Below are 15,768 nucleotides of genomic sequence, written 5' to 3'. Positions count from 1 at the left end.
GCCCCCTCCACCTAGCAGCCCACCGAGCCGCCCACCGAGCAGCCCACCGTCGCGCCGCCGGACTGGAGGCGCTGCACCGGGCTGCCGTCCCCGCCGCCGGGCGGGAAGCCGCCGCCGTCCGCCGCCAGGTGCGCGACGCTCCGGGTGCCGCTCGACTACGCGCGGCCGTCCGGCGCGACGATCGGCATCGCCCTCATCAGGGTGCCGGCGACCGACCGGCGGCACCGCATCGGCTCCCTGCTGTTCAACTTCGGCGGCCCCGGCGGCGCGGGCGTCGACGCGCTCGCCCAGGTCGCCGGCGAGTACGCCGCCCTCCGCACCCGGTACGACCTGATCGGCTTCGACCCCCGCGGCGTCGGGCGGAGCACCGCCGTGCGGTGCGTGGACGGCCGGCGCATGGACGTGCTCGCCGCCATGGACGACAGCCCCGACACCCCCGCCGAGGAGACCGCGCTCACCGATGCCCGCGCCGGCTACGCGCGGAGCTGCTCGGCCCGCTCCGGCGGACTGCTGCCCCACGTCGGCACCGTGAACGCCGCCCGCGACATGGAGATGATCCGCATCGCGCTCGGCGACGGGAGGCTGCGCTACTTCGGCGTCTCCTACGGCACCCGGCTCGGCGGCGTCTACGCCCACCAGTTCCCCGGCAGCGTTGGCCGGGCCGTCCTCGACGGCGCCGTGGACACCCGCATCGGCGGTGCCGACCTCGCCCTCCAGCAGGCCGCCGCCTTCCAGCGCGCCCTCGGCGACTTCGCCGCCGCCTGCGCCCGGCTCGGGCGCAAGACCTGCCCGCTCGGGACGGACCGCGCGTCGGTCACCGCGTCCGTCGGGCGGATCCTCGCCGGGCTCGACCGGCGGCCGCTCGCCACCTCGTCCGGCCGCGAGCTCACCCAGAGCCTCGGCACGACCGGCGTCGCCGCCGCGCTGTACTCGCGCGACGCCTGGCCGTACCTCGCGCAGGGCCTGGTGGACGCGGTGAAACGCCGCAACGGATCGCTGCTGCTGATGCTCGCCGACGCCCAGAACGGCCGCGCCGAGGACGGGACGTACAGCAACCTGTCCGCCGCCAACACCGCCATCACCTGCGCGGACACCACCGACCGCTACACCGCCGCCGACGTCCGCCGGCTGCTGCCGAAGTTCCGCGGCGCGTCGCCGGTGTTCGGCGCGTCGATGGCGTGGAGCCTGCTGCAGTGCACCGGCTGGCCGGCGCGGGGCGACGGCGCCGCCCGCGAGGTGTCCGCCCCGTCCGCCGCGCCGATCCTCGTCGTCGGCAACACCGGCGACCCCGCGACCCCGTACGCGTGGGCGCCGGCCCTGGTGCGGGAACTCGGCGGGCGCGCCGTGCTCCTCACCCTCAGGGGGGAGGGGCACGGCGCCTACGACACCGGCGACCCCTGCGTCCGCGAGGCCGTCGACGCCTACCTCCTACACGGCCGTCTCCCCGCGCCGTCCACGACCTGCGGCTAGACCAGCTGCGTTCACCTGCGGCGTGTTGTTGTTATCGGCGGCGGCGGTTTCTAGTGTCTGTTGCAACGAGGTCCTCTGGAAGGATCTTGTGGTGCCGGGAAAGCGTTTGACGTGCACCGAGCGTGCGCAGATCGAGGTGTTGTTCGGTGCGGGCTGGTCGTTTCCGCGGATTGCGGAGGTGATCGGGCGGGATCGGTCGACGGTGTGGCGGGAGGTGAAGCGCAACAACTCCTACCGGTGCTCGGATGTGGCCGGTGGTGGTGGGGCGCGGCATCCCGGCCGTGCCACTACCGCCTGCCCGGACGGGCTGGGTGGGCTGTACCGGTGGACGTATTCGCATGTGGCGGCGCAGCGCAAGACGGAAGCGCGGGCGCGGCGGCACCGGCCGGGCAAGCTGATCGGCAACAGCGGCAGCAAGGGCCGGGCCTGGCGGGCGGGCCGGTTGTGGCCGGTGGTGCGTGATCTGCTGGTGCAGCGGTGGTCGCCGCAGCAGATCGCGGCGCACCTGCGCGCCCTCTACCCTGACCAGCCGGAGATGCGGGTGTCGCACGAGACGATCTACCAGGCGATCTACTACCAGGCCCGGGGCCGGATGCGGGCCGAGCTGGCCCGGCAGCTGGACCTGCGGGACGGTGAGGGGTCGGTGCTGCGCAGCGGCCGTGCCGCCCGGCGCCCGCAGTCGCGTCTGGCGCGGGCCGAGGGCGCGGCCCGGTCCGGTAAGCCCTGGGTCCAGGGGCTGCACATCTCGACCCGGCCGGCGCAGGCGGGCGACCGGGCGGTGCCCGGGCACTGGGAGGGGGACCTGGTGATCGGGGCCCGCGGGTCCAGCGCCATCATCACCTTGGTCGAGCGCACCACCCGGTTCGTGATGCTGGGCGCCTTGCCGCACTCGCGGGTGTCGCAGGAGGTGGTGAAGGTGCTCACCGGCCTGATGGGGCGGCTGCCGGCCGAGCTGGCGGCGTCGCTGACCTGGGACCAGGGGGCCGAGATGGCCGAGCACGCCGCCTTCACCCTGGCCACCGGGTGCCGGGTCTACTTCTGCGACCCGCACTCGCCCTGGCAGCGCGGCTCCAACGAGAACACCAACGGTCTGCTGCGTCAGTACTTCCCGCGTTCGTCCACCGACTTCCGCACCTACACCCAGGCAGACCTGGACCGGGTCGCCCGCGAGCTCAACGGGCGACCCCGTCAGACCCTGGGCTGGAACACCCCAGCCCAGGCCCTCAACCGCTACCTCGTTGCAACAACCACTTGACGCCAAGGGCTCCATAACACCAACACGCCGCAGGTCAACGAGGCGCGGACTGCGCGGTCAGACGACCTGCTCGACCTTCTTCGGCTCGCGGAGCGCCTCGCCGACCGTGCAGTACCGCTCGTGGACGCGTGCGGCGACGGCCTTCAGCACGTCCTCCGCCGCGTCGTCGCCCTCCGGGAGCTCGACGTCGTAGGTGAGCGTGATCGTGCCCAGCGTGCTCGTCGCGACCTTGTCGGCCTGGACGGTCGCGGCGAGCCGCGCCATCCGGTGCCCGCGCTTCGCCGTCAGCGGCTCGACGGTGACGAGCTCGCAGCCGCCGAGCGCCGCCAGCAGCAGCTCCACGGGAGTGAACGCGCCCTCGGTGTCGCCGTCGCCGATGGCGACCCGCGCGCCCCGCGCGTTGACGGCCTGGAACCCGTCCCCGGTGCGCTCCACCCTGACCTCGGCCATGGCATCCCCTTTGATCGTCCGGTGTCGCCACCTGAACACGGCGTCCCGGCACGTTCTTCCCCGCCCCGCCCGGTACCGATGCGTCCGAGCCGTGCGCGGGGGTTTCACCGCCCGCCACGGGGTACCCGGCGCGTGACGGCGGCCGCGGGGGCGCGCCGCCGGAGATCCGGCATCATCGATTCGGGGGGACCGATGGGTCACATCAAGACGCGCGACGGCACGGAGCTCTACTACAAGGACTGGGGGCAGGGGCAGCCGGTCATCTTCAGCCACGGGTGGCCGCTGAACGCCGACGCCTGGGACGACCACCTGAAGGCCGTCGCCGACGCCGGCTACCGCGCCATCGCGCACGACCGCCGCGGGCACGGCCGCTCGTCCCAGCCCTGGCGGGGCTACGACTTCGACACCTTCGCCGACGACCTCAGCGACCTGATCGACGCGCTCGGCGTGTGGGACGTCGTCCTCGTCGCGCACTCGATGGGCGCCGGGGAGGTGGCCCGCTACATCGGCCGGCACGGCACGAGCCGGGTGTCGAAGGCGGTGCTGCTGTCGGGGATCCCGCCGCTGATGATGCAGAGCGACGCCAACCCGGCGGGGGTGCCCGCGCAGGCGTTCGAGGACATCAAGAAGGGCATCCTGAACGAGCGGTCGCAGTTCTGGAAGGACGTCTCCGAGGCGTTCTTCAGCACGAACCGGCCCGGCACCGGCGCCACCCAGGGCAACCGGGACGCGTTCTGGTTCATGGCGATGCAGGAGAGCGTCAAGGCCGGCGTGGACTGCGTGACCGCGTTCGCCGAGACCGATTTCACCGAGGATCTGCGCCGGTTCGACGTCCCGACGCTCATCGTGCACGGGGACGACGACCAGATCGTCCCGATCGACGCCACCGGCCGCAAGTCCGCCGAGATCGTGCCCGACGCCACGCTGAAGGTGTACGAGGGCGGCTCGCACGGCCTGGCGCTGGTGCCCGGCTACAAGGAGCGCTTCGCCCAGGACCTGCTGGAGTTCCTCCGGAGCTGACGCGCCGCTGACGGCTCGGGACCCGGGGTCAGGTCCCGAGCCGTTCCTGCTCCTCCGCGACGATCTGCCGGGCGAGGGCCTGCTCGGAGACGTCCACCGCGTCCGGCGTCTGCTCGGCCAGGTCGCTGCGGCGCGCGTACTGGTCGAACAGCATGCTCTTGACCTGGAGGATCTCCAGCATGCGCTCGTCAACGCTGCCGGGCGTGAGCAGCCGGTGCACCTGCACGGTGCGCACCTGCCCCATCCGGTGGGCGCGGGCGACCGCCTGCGTCTCCATGGTCGGCTTCACCTGCGGCTCGCAGAGGATCACCACGGACGCCGCCTGCAGGTTGAGCCCGACCCCGCCCGCCTGGATCTGCGCCAGCAGGACGGCGTGCCCGGGGTCGGCGGTGAACGCGTCCACGATCTCCTGCCGCCGGGCCACCGGGGTGTCGCCCGCGATCGGGCCGCGCGCGTCGGGGCCGAGCGCGTCGCGGACGGCCGCGAGGACGTCCCGGAAGTAGGAGAACACCACGACCTTCAGGTCGTTCTCGGCGGCCTCGTCCACCAGCTCCCTCAGCCGGTCGAGCTTCGCCGACTTCTTCGGGACGGCGTACGCGGCCCGGCGCATCGCCATGAAGTTGCCGTCCGCCACCGCCCGCCGGTAGGCGGCCGCGTCGGCGCGGCTGAACTCCTCCAGCTCGTCCACGTGCACGACCTCGGGCAGCTCGACGAGGACGTCCCGCTGGTTGCGGCGCAGGTAGACGGGGGCGACCGCCGACCGGAACGCCCGCGCCCCCATCGCCGCGTCGCTCGGCCGGACCCGCTCGGCCACCTCGGGCCGCAGGTGCGCGACGAGGCTGCGGAACTCCTCGACCCGGTTCTCCATCGGGGTGCCGGTCAGGAACAGGACGTTCTCCGTCCGCCGGCACCACCGCGCGACGGCCTGCGCGCGCCGGGTCTCGTGGTTCTTGGCGTAGTGGGCCTCGTCCACGACGAACATCCCGACCGGGAGGTCCGGCGGGACGTCCAGGGAGTGCAGCGTCGAGAGGGTCGTGACGGCGATGCCGCCGTCCCCGGCCCACTTCCGCAGCGCCGCCGCGCGTCCCGGACCGTGCAGCGGGTGCGCGGCCATCGTGCTGCGCGTCTCGATCTCCCGCACCCAGTTGATCAGCACGCTCGCCGGGCACGCCACCAGGAAGTGCGTCGCCCCCTCGGCCCGCAGGTGCGCGATCGCGGCGATCGCCTGGATCGTCTTGCCGAGCCCCATCTCGTCGCCCAGGATCACCCGCCGCTGGACGAGCGCGAACCGGGCCCCGAACGACTGGTACCCGCGCAGCGACACCCGCCGGAACGCGTCGTCGAGCGGCTGCGCCTTGACCCGCGCCGCCAGGTCGCCGGGCAGGAACCCCTCGGCGGCGCCCCGCTCGGGGTCCAGCGCCGCAAGCTCGGCCAGGAGGGTCTGGTAGTCGGACGCCCGCAGCTCGAAGTCGATCCACGCCTCGTCGGGGGAGGCGTCGGGGCGCAGCAGGTCCACCGACGCCTGCGAGATCAGCAGCCGGGTGTCCCGCTGCTGCTCGGCGCGCAGGGCCTCCGCCAGCTCGCCGACCGCCCGCCGCGCCCGCTCCCGCCTCGCCGGCCCGGCGATGAGCCGCCGCCACCACGACCCGGCGGGCCGCGCGTCGTGCACCAGCGGCGCGAACCGCTCGTCGACCTCCTCGGCCGCGGTCCGCGCGCGCGGCAGGTCGGGCCCGGCGTTCACCAGCCGGTGCAGCGCGGTGACGACGGGCGTCATGGCCTCGTCCCGCCGCTCCACGTCGATCCGCACCGTCGCCGACCGCTCCGCCGCCTCCGCCAGGCTGCCCGCCGCCGCGTGCAGCTGCCGCGCGGTCTGCGGCCCGATGCCCGGCAGCAGCTGGAGCCGGTACGGGGTCGCCGCCAGGACGTCGGCGACGCTGGCGAACCCCGCGTCCTCCAGCGGCCCGAGCCGCAGCCGGCCGTCCGTCACGTCCTTCAGCCGCGCGAGCGGGATCGACCCGAGCTGCTCCCGCGCCGCCTCGGCCCGCAGCGGCGCCAGCGCCGCGTGCACGTCCGCGAGCGCCCGCCGGTGGTCGGCGATCAGGTCGCGCGCAGCCCCGAGCAGCGCGTACCCGCCCCGCAGGACGTCCTTCGCCTCGTCCGCCATCGCGCTCCCAACCACGTACCCCGCCACATGATGCCAGCGCCCTGAGACGGTCCCCGCCCGTCCTCGATGATTCGCGCGGGGCCCGCCCCCGTGGAGGCGGGCCCCGCGGGGCGACCCCGGGCTGGGCGAGGCGCTCGGCCGGGCGATACCGTTCCGCCGGTCGGCCGAGCCCGCGGGCATCGCCGCGGTGGCGGCGTTCCCGGCGTCCGGCGAGGCCGGCTTCGCGACCGGGCGGACCCGAGAGCAGGCGAGGGAAGAGATGGACTACACCGGATACGAGCAGCTGCGGTTCGAGCGGCGCGCCAACGGCGTCCTGCTGATCACGATGGACCGGCCGGAGAAGTACAACGCCGCGGACGAGGGCATGCACGGCGAGCTGGCGCGCGTCTGGAAGGACGTGGCCGCCGACCCCGAGACCAGGGTCGCGGTGGTGACCGGGGCCGGGAGGGCGTTCTCCGCCGGCGGCGACCTCGGCATGGTCGAGCGCATGATCGGCGACCACGACCGCGTGTCGCACATGCTGTCGGAGATGAGCGACCTCGTCTACAACATCGTCAACTGCGAGAAGCCGGTGGTGTCGGCGATCAACGGGGTCGCGGTCGGCGCCGGGACGGTGGTGGCGCTGCTCGCCGACATCTCCGTCTGCGCGCTGGACGCCAGGATCGGCGACGGGCATGTGAAGCTCGGCGTCGCCGCCGGGGACCACGCGGCGATCATCTGGCCGCTGCTCGCCGGCATGGCCAAGGCCCGCTACCACCTGATGACCGGGGAGATGATCGACGGCGCCGAGGCCGAGCGGATCGGGCTGGTCAGCAAGGCCGTCCCGCGCGAGGAGGTGCTCCCGGAGGCGCTGCGCGTCGCCGAGACCCTCGCGACCGGATCGCAGCCGGCGATCCGCTGGACCAAGCGCGCCCTCAACGGCTGGCTGCGGATGGCCGGTCCGATCTTCGAGCAGTCCGCCGCCTACGAGATGCTCGGCTTCCTCGGCCCGGACGTCGTCGAGGGCGCCGCCGCCCTCCGCGAGAAGCGCGCGCCCCAGTTCCCGTCAGCCCCGCCCACCGCCCCTTGACGCCCCGGGCACAGGAAGAGCGCGCCGCCCCCGTGGGAAGCGGGGGCGGCGCGCTCGTCCGGCCGATCAGATGTCGTAGTACAGCTCGAACTCGTGCGGGTGGGGGCGCAGGCGGATCGGGTCGATCTCGAACTCGTTCTTCATCGTGATCCAGGTCTCGATGAGGTCGGAGGTGAAGACGCCGCCTTCCAGGAGGTAGTCGTGGTCGGCCTCCAGGGCCGCGAGGACCTCCGGCAGGGAGCCGGGGACCTGCGGGATCGCGCGGGCCTCCTCCGGCGGGAGCTCGTAGAGGTCCTTGTCGACCGGCTCGGCGGGCTCGATCTTGTTGCGGATGCCGTCCAGGCCCGCCATCAGCATGGCGGAGAAGGCCAGGTACGGGTTGCAGGACGGGTCCGGGACGCGGAACTCGACGCGCTTGGCCTTCGGGTTCGACCCGGTGATCGGGATGCGGATGCAGGCCGAGCGGTTCCGCTGCGAGTACACCAGGTTGACCGGCGCCTCGTAGCCGGGCACGAGGCGGTGGTAGCTGTTCACGGTCGGGTTGGTGAACGCCAGCAGGGACGGGGCGTGCTTGAGCAGGCCGCCGATGTAGTAGCGGGCGTTGTCGGACAGGCCCGCGTAGCCGACCTCGTCGTAGAAGAGCGGCGCGCCGTCCTTCCACAGGGACTGGTGGCAGTGCATCCCGGAGCCGTTGTCGCCGAAGATCGGCTTCGGCATGAACGTGACCGTCTTGCCCGCGGCGCGCGCGACGTTCTTGACGATGTACTTGTAGAGCTGGAGCTGGTCGGCCGTCTTCAGCAGCGTGTCGAAGCGGAAGTCGATCTCGGCCTGGCCGGCGGTGCCGACCTCGTGGTGCTGCATCTCGACGTGGATGCCGACGTTCAGCAGCTGCGACACCATCTCCGAGCGCAGGTCGGTGTAGTGGTCCATCGGCGGGACGGGGAAGTAGCCGCCCTTGTAGGGGGGCTTGGCGCCGAGGTTGCCGCCGGGCTCCTCGCGCCCGGTGTTCCAGGCGCCCTCGACCGAGTCGAGGTAGTAGTAGCCGGCGTTCTGCTTGGTCTCGAAGCGGACGTCGTCGAAGATGTAGAACTCGGCCTCCGGGCCGAAGTAGCAGGTGTCGGCGATGCCGGTGCCGCGGAGGTAGTCCTGCGCCTTCTTCGCCACGTTGCGCGGGTCGCGGCTGTACGGCTCGCCCGTCAGCGGGTCGTGGACGAAGAAGTTCAGGTTCAGGGTCTTGTGCTGCCGGAACGGGTCGACGACGGCGGTCGTCGGGTCCGGCAGCAGGAGCATGTCGGACTCGTGGATCTCCTGGAAGCCGCGGACGGACGACCCGTCGAACATCAGCCCCTCGGTGAAGACGCTCTCGCCGAAGCTCTCCACCGGGAACGTGAAGTGCTGCATCTTGCCGGGCAGGTCCACGAACCGGCAGTCGACGAACCGCACGTCCTCGTTCCTGATATAGCTCAGGACCTCTTCGGCGCTGCTGAACATCCGGCCTCCTCAAGGCGCATCTCGGCTACTCCGGAAAGCTACGGCGGCGCCGTTTCCCGGCCGTGTCCCATATGTTTCCGCTGTGTTACGCGTCACTCCGGCCGGGGTGGAGGCGCGGCGGAACGCCCCGGGGGACGGGATAGCGTAGGGGCCATGAGCAGTGGTAAGGGGCGGCAGCAGGACGCCGGGCCGCGGTGGACGCAGACGTGGCTGAGCGGGGCCGGGGCGGCGGGCGCCGATCTCGGCCGGCCGGGCGAGCGGCTCGGGCTGCCGGACAGCGGCAGCGGCGCCGTCGCCTCCTACGGCCGGCGGCTCGTCGCGCTGTTCATCGACTGGGCCCTGTCGATGCTGGTCGCGAGCCTGCTGGCGCGCGCCCTCGGCTGGGAGGCGGACGGGCGCAGCCTGGCGACGCTGGCCATCTTCGGGGTGCAGGCGTGGGTGCTGACCGCGCTGCTCGGCGTGACGATCGGCAAGCGGCTCTGCGGCATCCGCGTCATGCGGCTGGACGGGCGCCCCTTCGTCGGGCTCGGCCGGGGCCTGGCCCGGGCGGCGCTGCTGCTGTTCGTCCTGCCCGCGCTGTTCTGGGACCGCGACTACCGGGGCCTGCACGACCGGGCCGCCACCACGGTCGTCGTCAACATCTGAAGCCGCCGGCAGCGTCCGAACGAGAAGAGCGCCCCCGCGGGGGCGCTCTCTCAGGCGGCCTTCTCTGGTGATTCTCCGGTACGTCGTCAACGCATCTTGGGCTTCGGGCCCTTCGGCATCTTCGCGCCCCGCGGGATCGGCCCCTTCGGCATCTGCATCGACCGGGGGAGCGCCTGGAGCCGGTCGTTCAGCTCCGCGACCTGCCCCTTGGTGAGGTTGCGGGGCAGCTTCATCAGGTGCCGCTGCAGCTTGTCGACCGGGATCTGGCCCTCGTCGTCCCCGACCTGCACGTCGTAGATCGGGACCTGCTGGGCGGCGCGGGAGATGCGCTTCTTCTCGGCGCCGAGCAGCGGGCCGACGCGGTTGCGGGGGCCCTCCGACACCAGCACCACGCCGGGACGGCCCACCGCCCGGTGCACCATGTCGAGGTTGCGGTTGCCGCTGACGGCCTCGGTGACCGTCCAGTTGCCGCGCATGTTCTTCAGGATCGCGGCGGCCGCGCCCGGCTGCCCGGCGATCACCTTGTACTGCGCGCGCTGCGCCAGCTGGCCGAAGACGATCATGCCGACCGCGAACGCCGCCAGGACGGCCAGCGGGACGAAGAACCACAGCTGGCCGGCGAACAGCCCGATGACGATGACGACCACCAGGGTGCCGATCGCCGAGGCGAACACGATCGGCAGCGCCTTCGGGTCGGCCTGCCGGAGCACCTGGGCGACCATGCGGATCTGCTTGAGACGGCCCGGACGCTCCTGGGCACCGTCCGTGGGCTTTTTCGACATGAATCCAAGGATAGTCGGGTCGGCCGCCCGACCCGACAACCCCCGGCCCGCCGCCGCTACGCGCGCGCCTCGATCGCCTGCTTGTAGAGGCGCCCGGCGCGGTAGCTGGACCGGACGAGCGGCCCGGACATGACGCCCGCGAAGCCGATCTCCTCCGCCTCCGCCGACAGCTCGACGAACTCCTCCGGCTTGACCCAGCGCTCCACCGGGTGGTGGCGCGGGCTCGGCCGCAGGTACTGGGTGATCGTGACGAGCTCGCAGCCGGCCTCGTGCAGGTCGCGCAGCGCCTGCGAGACCTCCTCGCGGGTCTCGCCCATGCCGAGGATCAGGTTCGACTTGGTGACGAGCCCGTCCTCGCGCGCCTTGGTGAGGACCTCCAGGGACCGCTCGTAGCGGAACCCGGGCCGGATCCGCTTGAAGATCCGCGGGACGGTCTCCACGTTGTGCGCCAGCACCTCCGGGCGGGTCGAGAAGACCTCGGCGAGCTGCTCGGGCACGTTGTTGAAGTCGGGGATGAGCAGCTCGACGCCGCAGCCGGGGACCGCCGCGTGGATCTGCCGCACGGTCTCCGCGTACAGCCAGGCGCCGCCGTCCTCCAGGTCGTCGCGGGCGACGCCGGTGACGGTCGCGTACTTCAGGCCCATCGTGGCGACGGACTCGGCGACGCGGCGCGGCTCGTCCCGGTCGAGCGCCTTCGGCCTGCCGGTGTCGATCTGGCAGAAGTCGCAGCGCCGGGTGCACTGGTCGCCGCCGATGAGGAACGTGGCCTCCCGGTCCTCCCAGCATTCGTAGATGTTGGGGCAGCCGGCCTCCTGGCACACCGTGTGCAGGCCCTCGGATTTCACCAGGCCGCTGAGCTCGCGGTACTGCGGGCCCATCTTCAGCCGCGTCTTGATCCAGTCGGGCTTGCGCTCGATGGGGGTCTGGCTGTTGCGCGCCTCGACGCGCAGGAGCTTGCGTCCCTCAGGTGTCACCGTCGTCACGCGTCCCAGACTACGTCGCGATCTCCGGTGCGGCACACCGCCCGGGCCGCCCGCCCGCCGCCCCGGTGAGCAGGGCCTCAATGCCGTATCAGAGCGATCTCGAACGTATGACAGTACCCCGATCGCGCAGCCGATTCGCGTGTTTCGGCCATGGTCGACAGTGGATCTCTCTAGGGTGACTCCCTGTCGTCACGCAACAGCGTTAGCAGGAGGACCGCAGTGGGTCTGGCAATGTCGTACCTTCGGGTGCCGCCGGTGCTGGAGGGGGAGCCGGATCCCGGCCGCATCGCCCGCCACATCTTCGGTGCCGCCGACTGGCGCCGCCGCGGCGCGCCGGGACTGTTCGAGCTGGGCTGGGCGTGGCAGGCGATGCACTACCTCGTCACCGGCGACCCGTGGGACGGGCGGCAGCCCGAGGCCGACGTCGTGTGCGGCGGCCGGCTGCTCACCGAGGACGGCGCGGACGAGCTCGGCATGGACGTGATCTTCCTCGCGCCGGACCGGGTCAAGCCCGCCGCCGACCACCTGGCCGCGACGCCGTTCGCCGCGGTCGCCGGGCGCTACGACCCGGCGGCCATGGGCCGGGCGGGCGTGCAGGACGCGGGCCGGCTCGACGGCGGCGCCCGCGACGGGCTCTTCAAGCCCGCCTACGCGGGCCTCACGGAGTTCTTCGCGGCGGCCGCCGCCGAGGGCCAGGCCGTCTACAAGGTCATGGCCTGAGCACTGGGGCCGTGACCTGACCGGGGCGTCTCCGGTCTTCAGACGCCCAGTTGCGCCGTGGTGCGGTGGAACGTCTCCGCCGCGCCCAGCGCCGCCGCGAGATGCCGCTCGACCAGCGGGACGACCTCGGCGACGGTGACGTCGCGGCCGAGTTCGCGGCTGAGGCTGGTCGACCCGACGTCCCGGATCCCGCACGGGACGATCTTGTCGAACCAGCCCATGTCGTTGTCGCAGTTGAGCATGAAGCCGTGCATCGCCACGCCGCGCGCGACCCGGATCCCGATGGAGCCGATCTTGCGGTCCGGGGTGCCGGGCACCCACAGCCCGCTGCGCCCCTCCACCGTGGCGGTCTTCAGGCCGAGCTCGGCGCAGACGTCCATCATCATCCGCTCCAGCAGCCGCACGTAGCCGACGACGTCGACGGGGTCGGGCAGCCGGACGATCGGGTAGCCGGTGAGCTGCCCCGGCCCGTGCCAGGTGATCTTGCCGCCGCGGTCCACGTCGATGACCGGGGCGCCCGGGTCGCCGAACGGCCGGTCGAGCGCCTCGGTCCGCTTGCCCGCCGTGTAGACCGGCCGGTGCTCCAGCAGCAGGACCGTGTCGGGGATCGCGTCGTCCACCCGCAGGGCGTGGGTGCGTTTCTGCAGATCCCATCCGGCCTCGTAGGGGACGGCGGCCTCGCCGAACCCCGCATGCACCACCACCAGCTCGCGCCCGTCCACATCCACGTCCACGTCCACATCGCTCACCCGGCCAGCTTATGCCGCGTACCGGCGGGTAGCCGCCGTCGTCACAGCGCGGCGAGCAGACGCGGCTCCAGCCGGGTCTCCTTCGCCGACCCCGGCCCGTCCGGCTCGACGCGGTAGGCGCCCGCGTCCTGCCGGTAGGAGACGGCCTGGACGAACTCGGTGCCGACGTAGTGCAGCGCGACCGACTCGTCGGCCGCGTACCCGCCCGGCAGCGTCCCCTCGCCGACGAGCTGCTGCAGCAGCGGGCGCCGCTGCGGATCGCTGTCGTAGTGCACGCCGCACGAGTACGGCAGCAGGCCGAGGCCGTCGGTCAGCGGGGTGAGGTGCGGCCCGAACGAGTCGGTGTTGCCGCCGACGTGCCAGCACAGCGCGCCCGCGCTCTGCCCGGACAGCACGACGCCCTCCTGCCACGCCTCCCGCATGACCTCGTCGAGGCCGTGCAGCCGCCACAGCGCGAGGAGGTTAGCGACGCTGCCGCCCGACACGTAGACGAGGTCCTGGGTGAGCAGGTGCGCCCGGACGTCCGCGACGTTCGGCATCGGGAACAGCGCCAGATGGCTGACCTCGGCGTCCATCGAGGAGAACCCGGCGTAGAAGCGCGCGATGTGCGCGTCGCCGTCGCCGATCGCGGTCGTCAGGAAGCATACGCGCGGCCGGTCCTGGCCGGTCAGGTCGAACGCGTAGCGCAGCAGCGGGCTGGGCGCGATCCCCTGCCTGCCGTCCGGCACGAAGGTGCCCCCGCCGATCGCGAGGATGTGCGGCTGTCCGTCGGTGCTCATTCATCCTCCTCGTAGCCGTGCTCTCCCAATGTCACCGTATGGCCACCGAATGGGGGCGGCCGGGACTTTGACGAATCTTGGGACTCACAGGACGGCGGCGAGGGCCTCCTCGACGTGCTCGTGCCTGAAGGGGAACCCGGCGTCCAGCAGCCGCCGCGGCAGCACCCGCTGGCTGACCAGCGGCCCCTCGTCGGCGAACCCGCGCAGCGCCGCCCGCAGCGCGAACCGCGGCACCGCGAGCCGCGCCGGCCGGTGCAGGACGCGGCCGAGCGCCCGCGTGTAGGCCGCGTTCGTCACCGGGTTCGGCGCGGTCAGGTTGACCGGCCCGCCGATCTCCCGGTCGATGAGGAAGCGCAGCGCCGCGACCTGGTCGGCGAGGGAGATCCAGCTCGTCCACTGCCTGCCGTCGCCCAGCGTGCCGCCGAGCCCCAGCCGGAACAGCGGCAGCGTGCGCCCGAGCATTCCGCCCTCGCGGGTCAGCACGACGCCGGTCCGCGGGTGGACGACCCGGACGCCCGCCTCCCGCGCCGGGGCGGCCGCGGCCTCCCAGTCGCGGACGAGCGCCGCGAGGAAGCCCCGCCCCATCGGGGACTCCTCGTCCACCTCCCGCCCGCCGGTGTCGCCGTAGTAGCCGATCGCGGACCCGCAGACGAGGACGCGGGGGCGCGGCTGCGCCGTCGCGATCGCCTCGGCGAGGGTGCGGGTGCCGGCCACCCGGCTGTCCCGGATCTTGCGCTTGTACGCCGCCGTCCACGGGCGGTCGCCGACGCCGGCGCCCGCGAGGTGGACGACGGCGTCCGCGCCCTCCAGGGACTCCTTGTCGACGCACCCGTCCGCCGGGGACCAGCGCGCCTCGTCGTCCCGCGCCGGCTCCCGCCGGACCAGCCGGACGACCTCGTGGCCGTCCTCCCGCAGTGACTGCACCAGCGCCGAGCCGATGAGGCCCGACGAGCCCGTGACGGTGACCCTCATGCCGTCCACCCTAGGCCGACGGCGCCAGTGAACGCTGAGATTCTCGCTCCGGCCCGCGTTTCCCCGGACGCGCGGAACCCCGCCGGCCCTACGGCGCGGCGGGGTTCCCCGATGAAGCGGCCCGAGGGCCTCCGTCGGTCAGAGGCCGGGTTGCCCCGAGGGGGGACGACCCCCCCGCGCCCCCCGACCGACTCCGTCGGTCAGAGGCCGAGGTCGGCCTCGAAGTTGCCCTCCTCCAGGCGGTGCTTGATCGTGGCGAGGAAGCGGGCGGCGTCCGCGCCGTCGATCAGCCGGTGGTCGTAGGTCAGCGCCAGGTAGACCATCGACCGGACCGCGATGACCTCGCCCAGCTCCGGGTCGTCGATGACGGCCGGGCGCTTCACCACGGCGCCGGTGCCGAGCATGCCGACCTGCGGCTGGTTGAGGATCGGGGTGTCGAACAGCGCGCCGCGGCTGCCGGTGTTGGTGAGCGTGAACGTGCCGCCCGCCAGCTCGTCCGGGCTGACGTTGCCGGCGCGGGTGCGCTCGGCGAGGTCGGCGATCCGCTGCGCGAGGCCGCCGAGGTTCAGCTGGCCCGCGTTGTGCACGACCGGGACCATCAGGCCGCGCTCGGCCACGTCCACCGCGATGCCGAGGTTCTCGACGTCGTGGTAGGTGACCTCGCTGGTCTCGCTGTTGATGACCGCGTTCAGCTTCGGGTGCGCCTTGAGCGCCTCGACCGCCGCCTGCGCGAAGAACGGCAGGAACGTCAGCTTCACGCCCTCGCGGGACTGGAAGTCGGCCTTCGCCTGCTCCCGCAGCCGCGCGATCTTGGTGATGTCCACCTCGACCACGGTGGTGAGCTGCGCGGCGACCTGCAGCGACTCCACCATGCGGCGGGCGATCGTCTGCCGCATCCGCGACATCTTCTCGGTCCGGCCGCGCAGCGCGAGCTGCTCGGCGGGCGCGCCCGCGGGCGCCGGGGCGGCGTGCCGGCCGGACGGGGCCTGCGGCGCGGCCGGTGCCGCCGGGGCCGGGGCGGCGGCCGCGCGCTCGGCGGCCTGCTGCGCCGCGCGGGCGGCCTCCAGGACGTCCTGCTTGCGGATGCGGCCGCCGACGCCGGTGCCCTTCACGGTGCCGAGGTCGACGTTGTGCTCGGCGGCGAGCTTGCGCACCAGCGGCGTCACGTACGGGCCCTCGCCCGCCGCCTCCGGCTGGGCCTGGGGCGCCGGGGCGGGCA

Annotated in this window: 15 protein-coding genes; 6 read left to right on the top strand and 9 right to left on the bottom strand. The window is 73.1% G+C overall.

What is annotated here, in order from left to right:
* The first annotated feature begins 144 nt into the window (after nucleotides 1-144).
* Complete coding sequence (locus E1284_RS29105; protein ID WP_165965467.1) at nucleotides 145-1,470, top strand: alpha/beta hydrolase; 1,326 nt, start codon at nucleotides 145-147, stop codon at nucleotides 1,468-1,470.
* A 91-nt stretch (nucleotides 1,471-1,561) separates the two neighbouring features.
* On the top strand, nucleotides 1,562-2,725 hold the full coding sequence (locus E1284_RS29100; RefSeq protein ID WP_207924012.1) for an IS30 family transposase: 1,164 nt from the start codon (nucleotides 1,562-1,564) through the stop codon (nucleotides 2,723-2,725).
* A gap of 57 nt (nucleotides 2,726-2,782) precedes the next feature.
* On the opposite strand, the gene E1284_RS29095 is transcribed toward E1284_RS29100, so the two are convergent.
* Nucleotides 2,783-3,175, bottom strand: a complete 393-nt coding sequence (locus E1284_RS29095) for an OsmC family protein (protein ID WP_131943351.1) — start codon at nucleotides 3,173-3,175, stop codon at nucleotides 2,783-2,785.
* 192 nt (nucleotides 3,176-3,367) lie between these two features.
* Between E1284_RS29095 and E1284_RS29090 the strand changes: the two genes are divergently transcribed.
* Nucleotides 3,368-4,195 carry an alpha/beta fold hydrolase gene (locus E1284_RS29090; protein ID WP_131943350.1) on the top strand — a complete coding sequence of 276 codons (828 nt, stop codon included), beginning with the start codon at nucleotides 3,368-3,370 and terminating at the stop codon, nucleotides 4,193-4,195.
* 28 nt (nucleotides 4,196-4,223) lie between these two features.
* Here E1284_RS29090 and E1284_RS29085 read toward each other — a convergent pair whose 3' ends face one another.
* Nucleotides 4,224-6,359: a DEAD/DEAH box helicase gene (locus tag E1284_RS29085; RefSeq protein WP_131943349.1), complete on the bottom strand. Its 2,136-nt coding sequence runs from the start codon at nucleotides 6,357-6,359 to the stop codon at nucleotides 4,224-4,226.
* A 187-nt stretch (nucleotides 6,360-6,546) separates the two neighbouring features.
* Here E1284_RS29085 and E1284_RS29080 point away from each other — a divergent pair, with 187 nt between their 5' ends.
* A complete protein-coding gene (locus tag E1284_RS29080; protein WP_243714810.1) occupies nucleotides 6,547-7,428 on the top strand; it encodes an enoyl-CoA hydratase/isomerase family protein in 882 nt (293 codons plus the stop codon).
* Between the two features lie 66 nt (nucleotides 7,429-7,494).
* On the opposite strand, the gene glnA is transcribed toward E1284_RS29080, so the two are convergent.
* Complete coding sequence (gene glnA, locus E1284_RS29075) at nucleotides 7,495-8,919, bottom strand: type I glutamate--ammonia ligase (protein ID WP_131943348.1); 1,425 nt, start codon at nucleotides 8,917-8,919, stop codon at nucleotides 7,495-7,497.
* A 153-nt stretch (nucleotides 8,920-9,072) separates the two neighbouring features.
* On the opposite strand from glnA, the gene E1284_RS29070 reads away from it, so the two are divergent.
* Nucleotides 9,073-9,564: an RDD family protein gene (locus E1284_RS29070; protein ID WP_131943347.1), complete on the top strand. Its 492-nt coding sequence runs from the start codon at nucleotides 9,073-9,075 to the stop codon at nucleotides 9,562-9,564.
* A gap of 86 nt (nucleotides 9,565-9,650) precedes the next feature.
* Here E1284_RS29070 and E1284_RS29065 read toward each other — a convergent pair whose 3' ends face one another.
* Nucleotides 9,651-10,346: a DUF4191 domain-containing protein gene (locus E1284_RS29065; RefSeq protein ID WP_131943346.1), complete on the bottom strand. Its 696-nt coding sequence runs from the start codon at nucleotides 10,344-10,346 to the stop codon at nucleotides 9,651-9,653.
* Between the two features lie 56 nt (nucleotides 10,347-10,402).
* Nucleotides 10,403-11,329, bottom strand: coding sequence for a lipoyl synthase (lipA, locus tag E1284_RS29060; RefSeq protein WP_131943345.1), 927 nt, complete (start codon nucleotides 11,327-11,329; stop codon nucleotides 10,403-10,405).
* Nucleotides 11,330-11,560: 231 nt separating this feature from the next.
* Here lipA and E1284_RS29055 point away from each other — a divergent pair, with 231 nt between their 5' ends.
* Nucleotides 11,561-12,049 (top strand): DUF1877 family protein, encoded by a 489-nt coding sequence (locus E1284_RS29055; RefSeq protein WP_243714809.1) that lies wholly within the window; start codon nucleotides 11,561-11,563, stop codon nucleotides 12,047-12,049.
* Between the two features lie 38 nt (nucleotides 12,050-12,087).
* On the opposite strand, the gene lipB is transcribed toward E1284_RS29055, so the two are convergent.
* The 4 genes from lipB to sucB form a co-directional block, all read right to left on the bottom strand.
* On the bottom strand, nucleotides 12,088-12,789 hold the full coding sequence (gene lipB, locus E1284_RS29050) for a lipoyl(octanoyl) transferase LipB (protein ID WP_243714811.1): 702 nt from the start codon (nucleotides 12,787-12,789) through the stop codon (nucleotides 12,088-12,090).
* Between the two features lie 50 nt (nucleotides 12,790-12,839).
* On the bottom strand, nucleotides 12,840-13,577 hold the full coding sequence (locus E1284_RS29045) for a Type 1 glutamine amidotransferase-like domain-containing protein (RefSeq protein ID WP_131943343.1): 738 nt from the start codon (nucleotides 13,575-13,577) through the stop codon (nucleotides 12,840-12,842).
* An 84-nt stretch (nucleotides 13,578-13,661) separates the two neighbouring features.
* Entirely contained in the window at nucleotides 13,662-14,549 is an 888-nt protein-coding gene (locus tag E1284_RS29040) for a TIGR01777 family oxidoreductase (protein WP_131943342.1), read from the bottom strand.
* A gap of 200 nt (nucleotides 14,550-14,749) precedes the next feature.
* A partial coding sequence (sucB, locus tag E1284_RS29035) for a 2-oxoglutarate dehydrogenase, E2 component, dihydrolipoamide succinyltransferase (protein ID WP_131943341.1) occupies nucleotides 14,750-15,768 on the bottom strand: 1,019 nt, incomplete at its 5' end.

The organism is Actinomadura bangladeshensis, assembly GCF_004348335.1.
Classification (GTDB): domain Bacteria; phylum Actinomycetota; class Actinomycetes; order Streptosporangiales; family Streptosporangiaceae; genus Spirillospora; species Spirillospora bangladeshensis.
Note: the sequence above shows the minus strand (reverse complement) of the source record. Positions and strands in the feature narration are given on the sequence as shown.